The 12,715-nt window shown below is 74.3% G+C and carries 12 protein-coding genes; 2 read left to right on the top strand and 10 right to left on the bottom strand.

Annotation, left to right across the window (positions count from 1 at the left end; all coding sequences use genetic code 11):
• Positions 1-362: 362 nt before the first annotated feature.
• The 7 genes from ACI797_RS18305 to ACI797_RS18275 form a co-directional block, all read right to left on the bottom strand.
• Positions 363-1,958: a 4-coumarate--CoA ligase family protein gene (locus ACI797_RS18305; RefSeq protein WP_456860173.1), complete on the bottom strand. Its 1,596-nt coding sequence runs from the start codon at positions 1,956-1,958 to the stop codon at positions 363-365.
• Between the two features lie 66 nt (positions 1,959-2,024).
• A complete protein-coding gene (locus ACI797_RS18300; RefSeq protein WP_456860172.1) occupies positions 2,025-2,450 on the bottom strand; it encodes a PaaI family thioesterase in 426 nt (141 codons plus the stop codon).
• Positions 2,451-2,520: 70 nt separating this feature from the next.
• Entirely contained in the window at positions 2,521-2,904 is a 384-nt protein-coding gene (locus tag ACI797_RS18295) for a VOC family protein (protein ID WP_456860171.1), read from the bottom strand.
• A gap of 41 nt (positions 2,905-2,945) precedes the next feature.
• Positions 2,946-3,875, bottom strand: coding sequence for an acetamidase/formamidase family protein (locus tag ACI797_RS18290; protein WP_456860170.1), 930 nt, complete (start codon positions 3,873-3,875; stop codon positions 2,946-2,948).
• A 27-nt stretch (positions 3,876-3,902) separates the two neighbouring features.
• Positions 3,903-4,763 carry a dihydropteroate synthase gene (folP, locus tag ACI797_RS18285; RefSeq protein WP_456860169.1) on the bottom strand — a complete coding sequence of 287 codons (861 nt, stop codon included), beginning with the start codon at positions 4,761-4,763 and terminating at the stop codon, positions 3,903-3,905.
• A gap of 13 nt (positions 4,764-4,776) precedes the next feature.
• A complete protein-coding gene (locus tag ACI797_RS18280; protein WP_456860168.1) occupies positions 4,777-6,030 on the bottom strand; it encodes a serine hydrolase domain-containing protein in 1,254 nt (417 codons plus the stop codon).
• An 84-nt stretch (positions 6,031-6,114) separates the two neighbouring features.
• Positions 6,115-6,399: an HU family DNA-binding protein gene (locus tag ACI797_RS18275; protein ID WP_456537623.1), complete on the bottom strand. Its 285-nt coding sequence runs from the start codon at positions 6,397-6,399 to the stop codon at positions 6,115-6,117.
• Positions 6,400-6,840: 441 nt separating this feature from the next.
• Here ACI797_RS18275 and ACI797_RS18270 point away from each other — a divergent pair, with 441 nt between their 5' ends.
• Positions 6,841-7,605, top strand: a complete 765-nt coding sequence (locus ACI797_RS18270; RefSeq protein ID WP_456860167.1) for an aldo/keto reductase — start codon at positions 6,841-6,843, stop codon at positions 7,603-7,605.
• Between the two features lie 49 nt (positions 7,606-7,654).
• Here ACI797_RS18270 and ACI797_RS18265 read toward each other — a convergent pair whose 3' ends face one another.
• Positions 7,655-7,828 carry a DUF1059 domain-containing protein gene (locus ACI797_RS18265; RefSeq protein WP_456860166.1) on the bottom strand — a complete coding sequence of 58 codons (174 nt, stop codon included), beginning with the start codon at positions 7,826-7,828 and terminating at the stop codon, positions 7,655-7,657.
• 68 nt (positions 7,829-7,896) lie between these two features.
• Positions 7,897-8,985: an EAL domain-containing protein gene (locus ACI797_RS18260; protein ID WP_456860165.1), complete on the bottom strand. Its 1,089-nt coding sequence runs from the start codon at positions 8,983-8,985 to the stop codon at positions 7,897-7,899.
• Between the two features lie 189 nt (positions 8,986-9,174).
• On the opposite strand from ACI797_RS18260, the gene ACI797_RS18255 reads away from it, so the two are divergent.
• Entirely contained in the window at positions 9,175-11,994 is a 2,820-nt protein-coding gene (locus tag ACI797_RS18255) for a SpoIIE family protein phosphatase (protein WP_456860164.1), read from the top strand.
• Between the two features lie 3 nt (positions 11,995-11,997).
• On the opposite strand, the gene ACI797_RS18250 is transcribed toward ACI797_RS18255, so the two are convergent.
• Positions 11,998-12,681: a trimeric intracellular cation channel family protein gene (locus tag ACI797_RS18250; RefSeq protein WP_456860163.1), complete on the bottom strand. Its 684-nt coding sequence runs from the start codon at positions 12,679-12,681 to the stop codon at positions 11,998-12,000.
• Between the last annotated feature and the right edge of the window lie 34 nt (positions 12,682-12,715).

The following is a 12,715-nucleotide window of genomic DNA, read 5'->3' as shown; positions in this document are numbered from 1 at the left end:
GATCGATGCCTCCGGTCGGCCGCGACGAGCGACGCGAAGATCACGGTCACGGCCCCACGCGCGACGAGCGCCGGCCGAGACGATCCCGATCGCGGCACCCACTCATGTGCTGCAAGCGGGCCCGACCTCGAAGGATCGGCCCACTTCCCTCATTCGGGACTCCGTGACCGGGCCAGCGGTGGCAATCAGACGAACGAGACCCCACGTTCCTCAACGCGGTTCTCAGAGCGGAACTCGACGCCACCCACCGGACCAGCCGGGCCGCTCATGCAACCCGAGACCACCAGCGCGATCAACACCGGAGGTCCTTACATGAGCGGAGTGGATCCGTGCAGGTGACGCGCACGGATCCACTCCGGTCCTCACCTGTTCTTGAGGTCCTTGCGCAGGATCTTGCCCGCCGCCGACTTCGGCACCTGCTCGATGAACTCCACCGCGCGGATCTTCTTGTGCGGCGCGAGCCGCTCCCCGGCGTAGTCCATGACCTGCTGCTCGGAGATCTCCGAGCCCGGCGCCCGCACGATGAACGCCTTGGGCAGCTCCTCGCCGGTCGCCTCGTCCCTGACGCCGATCACCGCGGCGTCGGCGATGTCCGGGCTGGTCAGCAGCACGGCCTCGAGCTCGGCCGGGGCCACCTGGTAGCCCTTGTACTTGATCAGCTCCTTGACCCGGTCGACCACCGTGTAGCAGCCGTTGCCGTCGACCACGGCGACGTCCCCGGTGTGCAGCCAGCCGTCGGCGTCGACCGTGTCGGAGGTGGCCGACGGGTTGTTCAGGTAGCCCTTCATCACCTGCGGGCCGCGGATCCACAGCTCGCCGCGCTCGCCGTCGGCGGCGTCCGCACCGGTGGACGGGTCGACCAGCCGGCACTCGGTGTTCGGGATGGCGAAGCCGACCGAGCCCTTCGGCACCGCCCCGGCGGCGCCCGGCGGCTCGGCGCCCGGGTCGGGCGTCGTGTGCGACACCGGCGACAGCTCGGTCATGCCGTAGCCCTGCGCCACCGTGACACCGGAGTCGGCGCCCCTGCGCAGCCGCTCCTGGGCGGCGTTGGCCAGCGCCTCGTCCAGCGGCGCGGCGCCGGAGAGGATCGAGGTCAGCGACGAGAGGTCGTACTGGTCGACCAGCGGGTGCTTGGCCAGGGCCAGCAGGATCGGCGGCGCCACGAACGCGCGGGTGATCTTGTGGTCCTGGATGGTGCGCAGGAAGTCCTCGAGGTCGAAGCGCGGCAGCGTGACGACGGCGCCGCCCCAGGCCAGGCCCTGGTTCATCAGCACGGTCAGCCCGTAGATGTGGAAGAACGGGAGGACGGCGATGATCCGCTCCTCCTCGCCGAGCCGGATCAGCGGCCGGCACTGGGCGACGTTGGCCACCAGGTTGCGGTGGGTGAGCATGACGCCCTTGGGCAGGCCGGTGGTGCCGCTGGAGTAGGGCAGCGTGACCAGGTCGGTCGCCGGGTCGATGTCGACCTGCACCGACGGCGCCTGGCTGCCGAGCAGGTCGAGCAGCGAGGCGTGGCCCTCCATGCCGTCCATGACGATGACCTCGTCGACCGGGCTCTTCTCGACCGCGGCGCCGACGCGGTCCATGAACAGCGAGATCGTGATGACAACCTTGGCGCCCGAGTCGCGCAGCTGGAAGGCGATCTCCTCGGGCGTGTACAGCGAGTTGATCGGCGTCATCACGCAGCCGGCGGCGGCGATCCCGTGGAAGACCACCGGGTACCAGGGCGTGTTGGGGCAGAAGACGGCGACGACGTCGCCCTTGCGCAGGCCCCGCTCGTGCAGCGCGGCGGCGACCCGGTCGACGTAGGCGGCGAGCTGGCCGTGGGTGATGGTGTCGCCCTTGAGGCCGTCGATCAGCGCGGGGGAGTCCGGCCGCTCGCGCCCCGCGGCCAGGACGAACTCGGGTACCGACAGGTCCGGGATCTCGACGTCGGGATAGGGGCTGGCCAGGGCCACGGATTCCTCCTCGCGATGCGGTGTGGCGCCAGTCTCACATCCCGGGTGGCGGGGGTTACCCGGGGGTCACTTCGGCCAGAGCACCGACTGCGTGCAGCGGAACAGCGCGATGGTCTTCCCGCTGCCCTCGGCGCGGACGACGGCGTCCCACACCTGCGTCGTCCGCCCGGCGTGGGCGTTGGTGGCCACGACGGCGATCCCGCCGTCGCGCGCCGTCCCGAGGTAGTTGCACTTGAGCTCGATGGTGGTGAACCCGCTGGCCCCCTCGGGCAGCAGCGCGCGGGTGGCCAGGCCGCAGGCGGTGTCGGCGAGGCCGACGACGGTGGCCGCGTGCAGGTAGCCGTTGGGCGCGAGCACCTCGGGGCGGACCTCGAGGCGCGCCTCCAGCCGCCCCGGTTCGTGGGCGGTGATCCGCAGGCCGAGCAGTCCGGGCAGCGTGCCGGGGAGCAGGTCGTTGAGCTCGTCGGCGGTGTGGAACCCGGTGGCGGCCATGCGGGGGAACCTACTTCCCGCTTTCGGCGCCGGAAGCGGGACCGCTTCCGGCGCCGAAAGCGGGAGGGGCTCAGCCGGCGGCGGTCTCCCAGAGGCCGACGACGTTGCCCTCGGGATCGGTCACGTAGGCGGCGAAGCCCATGTCGCCGACCGGCGTCTTCCCCACGACGGTCGACCCACCCAGCTCACCGATGCGCTCCAGCGCGACCTCGATGCTCTCCACGTCGACGACGACCACCGGGCCCTTCGTCGCCGCGATCTGCCGGGAGAGCATCCCGCCGTTGATGAACCCCGGCTCGGTCGGTCCCTGCTCACCGCTGGGGCCGGTCGAGACGATCGTGTAGTCCATCTCGGGCATCTCCATCAACTGCCAGCCGAACGCCTCCTTGTAGAAGCTGCGCGCACGGTCCCCGTCGTCGAAGGGGATCTCGAAGTGCACGACCCGACCGGACATCCCGCCACCTCCTCAATGAGCTCCTCACGGACGGCGGAACGCTATGCCCGCACGGCGCCCCGCGGGAGGAGGGCGTGCACGCCGAACACCTGGTTGGCGACCTGGGTGACCCGCAGGTCGACCACGACGCTGGCCAGCGCCATCGCCTCGGACCGGCCCAGCCCGTGCAGGGCGCCGAGCAGGCCGAGCATCGCATCCAGCGCGTCGGCCGCGGCCTCGTCGAGGTCGTCGCCGAGGCCCATCGCCACCCAGCCGGCCGGGGTGTCGGCCACCGGGGTGGTCAGCGGCCGGTCGCACAGGTCGGGCAGGACGTCGAGGGTGAGGTCGGCGCGCTCGACCGGGCACTCGATCGCCGTCCCGCTCACCTCGCCGTCCCCCTGCGCCGCGTGCCCGTCGCCGACGCTGAACAGCGCGCCCTCGACCGGTACCGGCAGGTAGAGGGTCGCGCCGGTGACCAGCTCGCGGCAGTCGAGGTTCCCGCCGTGCCAGTACGGCGGGATGGTCGAGTGCCGCCCGGGCTCGGCCGGCGGCATGCCCATCACGCCGAGGAACGGCCGGACGGCGACCGTGCCGACGGAGCTGCGCGCGGTGCCGCCGTCGATCTCCCACGGGACGACGGCCGGTTGATCGATGCCGAGCCGCACGTTCCACGCGGTCGGCCGCAGCCCGGCGTACGTCGTCCCCCAGGCGCCCGGGACGACGTCGTCGATCCGGACGGCGAGCACCGTGCCGGGGGAGGCGCCGCGGACCTCGACCGGCCCGGTGAGCGCGTGACCGGCGCCCTCGGTGTGCTCCGGGGCGCGGCGGCGGGTGGCCACGTCGCCGGTGTGCGGCTCGAGGAACCAGCCCGAGTCGAGGGTGCGGAAGCGGACCGTCGTCCCGGGGTCGACGCTCAGCACGGGCGGCAGGTCGCGGTCGAACCAGCCGTGCAGCGTGCGGGCGTCGGGCTCGAGGGTGGGGATCTCCGCCATGCCGCCCATCCTGCGGGGCGACCGCTCTCAGGCCAGGCCGCGGGTGGTGCGCGCGGGCGGGCGGGTGCCCTGGATCGAGGCGACCATGTCGAGGGTCTGCCGGGTCGGCGCGACGTCGTGCGCCCGGAACACCCGCGCGCCGAGCCAGGCGCTGACCGCGGTGGTGGCGAGCGTGCCGGTGAGCCGCTCCTCCAGCGGGACGTCGAGGGTCTCGCCGACGAAGTCCTTGTTCGACAGCGCGACCAGCACCGGCCAGCCGGTGGCGACCAGCTCGCCCAGCCGCCGGGTGGCCTCCAGCGAGTGCCGGGTGTTCTTGCCGAAGTCGTGGCCGGGGTCGACCATCACGCGCTCGCGGTCGACGCCGGCCGCCACCGCGGCCTCGGCCAGCGCCGTCGTCCGGCCCACGATGTCGGCGACGACGTCGTCGTAGGCGATCCGGTGCGGCCGGGTGCGCGGCGGCAGGCCGCCGGCGTGCGTGCACACCAGCCCGGCGCCGGCCGCGGCGGCGACCTCGGCCAGCTCGGGGTCCACCCCGCCCCAGGCGTCGTTGACGACGTCGGCACCCGCGGCCAGCGCCTCGCGCGCCACCGACGCCCGCCAGGTGTCGATGGAGAGGGGCAGCGCCGGGTGGGCGTCGCGGATCGCGGCGATCAGGTCGACGGTGCGGCGGATCTCCTCGGCGGCGTCCACCTCCTCGCCGGGCGCGGCCTTGACGCCGCCGACGTCCACCATGTCGGCGCCCTCGGCGACCACCCGGTGCACCCGCTCGACGGCGGCCTGCAGCTCGTAGGTGGCCCCGCGGTCGTAGAACGAGTCGGGCGTGCGGTTCACGATCGCCATGACGACGAACGCGCCGTCGGGCACGTCCAGCGAGCCGATGCGCAGCACGCGGGTTCCCCGCTCAGTCCACGAGGGCCTGGCTGACCAGCTGCCGCAGGTGGTTGCGGATCGGCAGCGTGCTCGAGGGCAGCAGCTGCGTGTAGAAGGTGACGACGACGTCCTCCACCGGGTCGACGTAGAACGCGGTGGACGCCGCCCCGCCCCAGCTGTAGTCGCCGACGCTGGACACGACGCCGTAGCGCACCGGGTCGATCACCATCGAGAAGCCGAGGCCGAACCCGACCCCGCGCAGCGGGGTCTCGGCGAACAGCGGCCGGCCGAAGCTCTCCAGGTCCTGGTTGCCGGGCAGGTGGTTGCGGACCATGTGCGCGATCGTCCGCGGGCCGAGCAGCCGCCCGCCGTCGTGGTCGCCGCCGCGGCGCAGCAGCTCGCAGAAGCGCAGGTAGTCACCGGCGGTGGAGACCAGCCCGCCGCCGCCGGAGAGGAACGCGGGCTTGGAGTGGGCGGCGGCGCCCATGGCGTCCAGCGGGGCGAAGCCGGTCGGCGCCCCGCCGGGCGGACCGGGGACGGCGGCGTAGAGGCGGGCCAGCGCCTCGGGCTCGTCGCCGTCCCGCAGGCCGAACGAGGTGTCGCGCATGCCGAGCGGCGCGAAGATCCGCTGCTCGAAGAACTCGTCGAGCGGCTGCCCGGAGAGCACCTCGACCAGCCGGCCGAGGACGTCGGTGGAGACGCCGTAGTTCCACTCGCTGCCGGGCTGGAACACCAGCGGGATGGCCGCCCACTGCCGGCAGACCTCGGCGGAGTCGGCGCCGGGCGGGGTGCCCCACTCGTGGCCGGCGGCCCGGTACATCGCGTCGCACGGGTGCGCGTGGTGGAAGCCGTAGGTGAGCCCGGAGGTGTGGGTGAGCAGGTGCCGCACCCGGATCGGCTCCAGCGCCGGCTGGGTGACCGGCTTCTGCGCGGAGCCGGCGACGTAGACCCGCGGCTCGGCGAACTCGGGCAGCCACTTCGCGATCGGGTCGTTCAGCTCGAACGCGCCCTCCTCGTACAGCATCATCGCCGCGACCGAGGTGACCGGCTTGGTCATCGAGAAGATGCGCCAGCGGGTGCCGGCCTCGACCGGCAGCCCCTCCTCGACGTTCCGCCGTCCGGCGGTGCCGACGTGCACCAGCCGCCCGTGCCGGGAGACGGTGACCAGGAAGCCCGGGATCCGCCCCTCGTCGACCCAGCGGGCGAGCCGGCGGTCCAGCCGGGACAACCGTCCCGGGTCGAACCCCACCTCACCGGGGTCGGTGGTCACCTCGAGTTCCGTCACGTCTCCTCCGATGGATGGCTCCCTGGACGGCGCCGGCGCCTGCCCCCGCATCCTGACGCAGGGGCAGGCGCCGTGCCGTCCGGATCAGACCGGGACGTTGCCGGCGGCCTTCTTCAGGTTGGAGCCGGCGGTCACCTTGACCGTGTTGGCGGCCGGGATGTCGATGGTCTCGCCGGTCTGCGGGTTGCGGCCGGTCCGGGCCGACCGCTGGGTGCGCTCGACGGTCAGCAGGCCGGAGACCGCGACCTTCTCGCCCCGGGTGATCGCCTCGACGAGCTCCTCCTGGAGGCCGTCGATGACCGAGGTGACGGTCGACGCGGGCACGTCGGCGCGCTTGGCGATGGCGGAGACCAGTTCGCTCTTGTTCACAGGGTTCCTCTCGGTGTCGTGTCTGGCGCCCGGGCGCGGCTGGTGCCGGCCCCCGTCCTCCCTCGACGCGTCAGCCGCGTCGGGGAGTTCCCCCGGGGACCGCACGGCCGCCCGCCCGGTTGCATCCGGCCTCGTCAGGAGGCCGGACCAGGGGGCACCGTGCCATGCCGACCAGCCATCACGCCACTGCGGGGGGTGGGAAATCCCTGGAGTCACAGCCGTACCGGTCCGTCACGGGGGGCTGGTGAGCGGGTCTCGTGGCCCCCTGCATAGCGTGGACGGCGTGCCAGTGATCCCGGGGACCGACCTGACCGTCAGCGACCTGTGCCTGGGCGGCAACGTCTTCGGCTGGACGGCGGATGAGCCCGGCTCCTTTCCGTCCTCGACCGCTACCTCGACGCGACGCCGTCGACGGTCAGCCCGTTCGTCGACACCGCGGAGATGTACGGCAGCGGCCGCTCCGAGCAGCTGCTGGGCGGGTGGCTGGCCGAGCGCGGGCTCCGCGACCGGTTCGTCGTGGCCACCAAGGCCTCGCCGATGGAGAAGGAGCACCCGCTCTCGGCGGTGGAGATCCGGACGGCGGCCGAGCAGTCGCTGCGCAACCTGCGGACCGACCGGATCGACCTGTACTACGCCCACTACGACGACACGACGACGCCGCTCGAGGAGACGCTGACCGCGTTCGACGAGCTCGTGACCAGCGGGAAGGTCCGGTACGTCGCGGCGTCGAACTACTCGGCGGCGCGGCTGACCGAGGCGCTGGAGACCTCGGAGAAGCTCGGCGTCACCCGCTACGTCGGGCTGCAGACGCACTACAACCTGGTCGACCGGGCGCGGTTCGAGGACGAGCTGCGCGACGTGGTCGCCGCGCACGGCCTGGGCACGTTCCCCTACTTCGGGCTGGCCCGCGGCTTCCTGACCGGCAAGTACCGCGCCGGCGAGCGGGTGGACTCCCCGCGCGCGGCGAAGGCCGCCGAGCACGTGGGGGAGCGGGGGGACCGGATCCTGGCCGCGCTGGCGCAGGTCGCCGACGCCCACGGGGTGACCGGGTCGGCGGTGGCGCTGCGCTGGCTGGCCGACCAGCCGACCGTGGTCGCGCCGCTGGCCAGCGCCCGCAACGTCGAGCAGCTGGCCGACCTGCTGCCGATGCAGGACCTGCGGCTCGCCGACGACGAGCGGCAGCTCCTCACCGACGCGTCGGCCTGATGCGGAGTGGATCCGTGCGGGTCACCCGCACGGATCCACTCCGCAACGCTCAGACGGCGACGATGCGGTCCCGGACGGCCTGGACCAGCTCCGGGGTCACGTCGGTGACGCCGTGGTCGTGGGCGGCGTGGCCGGCGACCTGGCCGAGGATGCCGGCCTCGTCGGCGGCGGAGAACCGGGCGCTGCAACCGGGGATGACGTCGCCGCAGGCGAAGGTCTTCACGGTGGACTCCTCGTCGGGGGTGGTGCGCGGCCGAGCCGTCCGGTCGGACGCCCGGGGTTCGGGGTCGGCTACTTCGCGTGCCGGGCCGAGGCGAGGTCGTCGAGCCGGATCAGGCCGAGGACGGCGCCGACCTGGTCGGTCACCAGCACGGGGTCGAAGCGCTCCGCCGGCGCACGGGTGAGCGCGCGCTGCAGCGTCTCGCCGATGTCCGCCGAGGGGTGGACCCGCAGCGACACCGGCGCGACGTAGGTCTCCGCCGTGCGCGGGTCGCGCAGGACCAGGTGCAGCGGCTCGCCGTACGAGCCGACCAGGACGGCGGGGGGCGGGGCCTCGACGGCGTCCGCGGCCGGCACCTGCCGGACGGGGCGCATCAGGCTCGCGACGCTCTCGGTGAGCCGGACGCGGGCGGCCTGGCCCTTCACCAGCCGGACCACCTCCGGGGCCAGCGGCGCGAACCCGGACGACGGCCGGCCGAGCACCCAGCCCTGGCCCAGCGGGACGCCCAGGCGCATGAACGCGGCCAGCTCACCCGCGGTCTCCAGCCCCTCGGCCAGCAGCCAGGCGTCGATCCGGTCGGCGAACTCGCCGACCATCTCGGCCAGCGCCACGCGCACCGGGTCGGAGTCGGCGTCGCTGACCAGCGCCCGGTCCAGCTTGACCACCTGGGGGCGCAGGGCGGCCAGCTGCTGCAGGCCGGAGTAGCCGGAGCCGGCGTCGTCCAGGGCGATGAGGGCGCCGCGGTCCCGCAGCTCGTCGGCCTGCCGCCTGAGCGCGGCCAGGTCGTCGACCGGGGTGTGCTCGGTGAGCTCGACGACGACGCGGGTCAGGTCGCGGCGGGTCGCCAGGGCCCGCTGCACCGGGTCGCTGCCGAGCAGGTGGGGGCTGACGTTGACGGTCAGGAAGGTGTTCTCGGGCAGAGCGGGGACGGCGGCCAGCGCCTTGTGGACGGCCAGCGCCTCGAGCTCGGCGCCCAGGCCGGCCTCCTCGGCCGCGGCGAACCACACGTCGGGGCCGGCGGTGCCGGGGAAGCGGGCCAGCGACTCGTAGCCGGCGACGGTGGCGCCGGCCAGGTCGACGATCGGCTGGAAGGCCAGGGCGAGGTCGTCCGGGGACGCCAGCAGCGGCCTGCAGTCCGGCAGGGTGAGGGTCCCGGGCACGGTTCGTGGATCGGCGCCGCGGCGGCGGGCGTGAACGGCGGGCCGGGGCGTGTCACCCGTCCGGGGGAGGGCGGCGCGCCGTCACTTCGAGGGACGATCCGGTTTCGCACGGACCGACGTGACAGCATGGGTCCGACCGCGGGTCCAGCAGTGCGCCCGCCGCTGCCGGGAGCTCGAGGGGAGACGTGCGTGTCGGCACTGCCCACTCCTGCGCCCGTCGACGTGCTCCGCGACCGGCACCGCATCGCGAGCGCCCGCCGGTTGCTCGTGGAGGTGCCCGGCCCGGCGGCGTTCGACCGGCTCTCCGCGCTCGCCGCCCGCCTCGTCGGCACCGGCCACGCCAAGGTCACGATCTTCACCGACCAGGACATCGTCGTCGGCGGGCACGGCCTGCCGGCCGGTGTCATCGGCGGCCCGGCGATGCTCACCGGCGCGCTGTCGGAGATCGTCGTCCGCCGCGGCGAGACGCTGAACATCCCCGCGGCCCGCGACGACGAGCGGGTGGCCCACCTGCACGCGGTCACCTCCGGTCAGGTGCAGGCCTACCTGGGTGTACCGCTGGTCGCGGCGTCCGGGCACGTCGTCGGCGTCCTCGCCGTCTACGACCCGACACCGCGGTCCTGGTCCGACGACGCCGCCCGGCTGCTCGAGCAGCTGTCGGCGTCGGTCGTCGCCGAGCTCGAGCTCTCGGCCGCGCAGTCGGCGGTGGGCGCGTCGTCGGCGCGGCTGGACGTGGCCCTGGAGGCCGGCTCGGTCGGCATCTGGGAGCGCGACCTGCGCACCGGCTCGGTGTTCTGGGACGAGCGCGCCGCGGCGATCTTCGGCCTCGAGGGCGCGGTCCAGCTCGACGACCTCGACCAGCTGATGCAGCACATCCACCCCGACGACCACGCCGGCGTGCGCGAGGCGATGGCCACCGCGCTGGCCGAGCGCGGCGAGTTCGTCGCGGAGTGCCGGGTGCTGCGGACGGACGGCGCGGTCCGGTGGACCGTCTCGCGCGCCCGCGTCGTCGTCGACCCCGGCGGGGAGGCGGTGCGCGTCCTCGGCACCGTCGTCGACGTCACCGACGCGCGCGAGGAGTCCGAGCGCCGGCTGTCCGCCGTGCAGCGGGCGGCGGCCATCGCCGAGGTGGCCGCCGAGATGGCCAACGCGACGCGGATCGAGCAGCTGGCCGGGATCGCCCAGCGCGGCGCCCAGGTGCTCGGCGCCCGCTCCAGCGCGCTGGCCGTCTTCGACCCCGGCGGCGCGCCGCTGCGGCTGCACCTGACCCACTGGCTCGTCGACGCCGTCCGCACCGGTGCCGACGTCGAGCTGCCGCCCGAGGGCGTCGAGATCGAGCTCGACGACTCGCTGCCCACCCAGTACGTGGCGCGGCACGGCCGGCGCGTGTTCCTGTCCTCCGCCGAGGAGGCGCGGGCCCGGTTCCCGAAGATGGCCGAGATCACCGACGTGATCGGCGTGCACGCGCTCGCCGCGCTGCCGCTGCGGGTCGAGGGGCGGCTGCTCGGCAGCTTCGTCGTCGTCTGGTCCGAGGAGCACCCCTTCGCCGGGGACGACCTCGAGGTGCTCGACGCGCTCACCGCGCAGATCGCCCTCTCGGTGTCCCGCCTGCAGGCCGACGCCGAGCGCGACGCCGCCGTCACGGCCATGGCCGAGGCCAACCGGCACCTGCAGCTGCTCGCCGACGTCGGCCAGGTGCTGTCGGACACCGTCGACATCAGCGCGCAGATCGACGAGCTGACCTCGCTCGTCGTCCCCGCCCTCGGTGACTGGTGCTGGCTGGTCGTCACCGACGAGCAGGGCCGGCTGCACGAGATGGCCACCGGTCACCGCGACCCCGCCCGCCGGGCCGAGGTGGACGAGTACGTGCGGTCGATGCTGGCCGGCGCCACCGAGGAGGCCAGCCCGCACCGGGTGTCGCGCACCGGCCGGCCGGTCGTGATGCCGGTGATCGAGCAGGAGTACCTGGAGCGGATCCTGCCCGACCCCGCACTGCGCGAGCTGTTCGCCCGCCTGGGCGCGGTCTCCAGCGCGATCGTGCCGCTGGCCGGCCGCGGTCAGACGCTCGGCGCCCTCGGGCTGCTGAACGGCCCCGACCGCGGGCCGCACTCCGCCGCCGAGGTGGACACCGCGATCGAGGTGGGCCGCCGGGCCGGGCTGGCGCTGCAGCACGCGCGGCTGTTCGTCCAGCAGCGGGCCCTCGCCGAGACGCTGCAGCGCAGCATGCTGACGGCTCCGCCGGAGCCCGACCACAGCGAGATCGTCGTCCGCTACGTGCCGGCCGCCGCGGCCACCGGGGCCGAGATCGGCGGCGACTGGTACGACGCGTTCCTGCAGACCGACGGCGCCACGGTGCTCGCGATCGGCGACGTCGTCGGCCACGACAGCCGCGCGGCGGCCTCGATGGGGCAGGTCCGGGGCCTGCTGCGCGGCATCAGCTACTCCAGCGGCGCCTCCCCGGCGCGGGTGCTCACCGAGCTCGACCGCGCCGTCCACGGCCTGGCGCTGGACACCATGGCGACCTGCCTGGTGGCCCGGCTCGAGCGCACCCCCGACGACCTCGCCGGGGGGCGGGCGCGGCTGCGCTGGTCCAACGCCGGGCACCTGCCGCCGATCGTGCTCGGCGCCGACGGCGCGGTCACCGTGCTCGACGGCGGGTCGTTCGACCTCCTGCTGGGGGTGGCGCCCGACACCGAGCGCTGCGACCACGTCGCCGAGATCGAGCGGGGCTCGACGGTGCTGCTCTACACCGACGGGCTGGTCGAGCGCCGCGACCGCGACATCGACGCGGGCACGGCGGAGCTGGTCGAGGTGCTGCGCGACTGCGTGGGGCTGCCGCTGGCCGAGCTGTGCGACCGGGTGCTCACCCGGCTGTTCCTGCCCGACACCGAGGACGACGTCGCCCTGCTCGCCGTCCGCCTGCATCACGAGGACCGCCCCCGGCCGCCCGTGGCCGGCCCGCAGCTCGTCCCGCCGGGCATCGCGCCCTCCCCGCCCGTCCGGCGCTGAGGCTCAGCCCCGGCGGCGACGGCGGACGGCGGTCCGGGTGCGGGCCGGCAGGTCGACCGCCACCGGCGCGGACCAGCCGCGCCAGACCGACAGCACCCGCAGGGCCGCGACGAAGACGATCACCGCGATCGCGACCGGCAGCGGGTCGAGGTCCAGCGGCCCGGAGAGCACGCTCAGCAGCCCGGCTCCGAGCAGCGCGGCCACCGCGTTGTACGGCCCCGGCTGCACGATGTCGGCGCGCTGGGCCAGCAGCACATCGCGGATGAGCGCGCCGCCGACCGCGGTGAGCGTGCCGATGAACAGCACCGAGGCGACCGGCAGCCCGGCCAGCTCCGCCCGCTGCGCGCCGACCACGGTGAAGAAGCCCAGCGTGACCGCGTCGAGGACCACGAGCAGCCCCGTGAGCCGCGACAGCCAGCCGGAGAAATAGAACGTCACCATCGCGGTGATCGCCACGGTGGGCAGGTACGCCTCGTTGGTCAGCGCGACCGGCGGGCCCTCGGCCAGCAGCACGTCGCGGATCAGGCCGCCGCCCAGCCCGCCGCTGATCGCGAGCAGCAGCACGCCGGAGACGGCGAAACCCTCGCGGGCGGCGAGCAGCCCGCCGGTGAGCGCGCCGATGACGATCGCGGCGAGGTCGACCGACAGCGGCACGCGGAGCGCTTCGGCCACGGCGAGGAGTTCCACGGAGGGACATCTTCCGCTCGCCCGCCGTCCGGCC

The sequence above is a fragment of the Geodermatophilus sp. SYSU D00691 genome, from assembly GCF_054050275.1.
The sequence above is the reverse complement of the archived record's forward strand: the minus strand, read 5'-3'. Positions and strand labels throughout refer to the sequence as shown.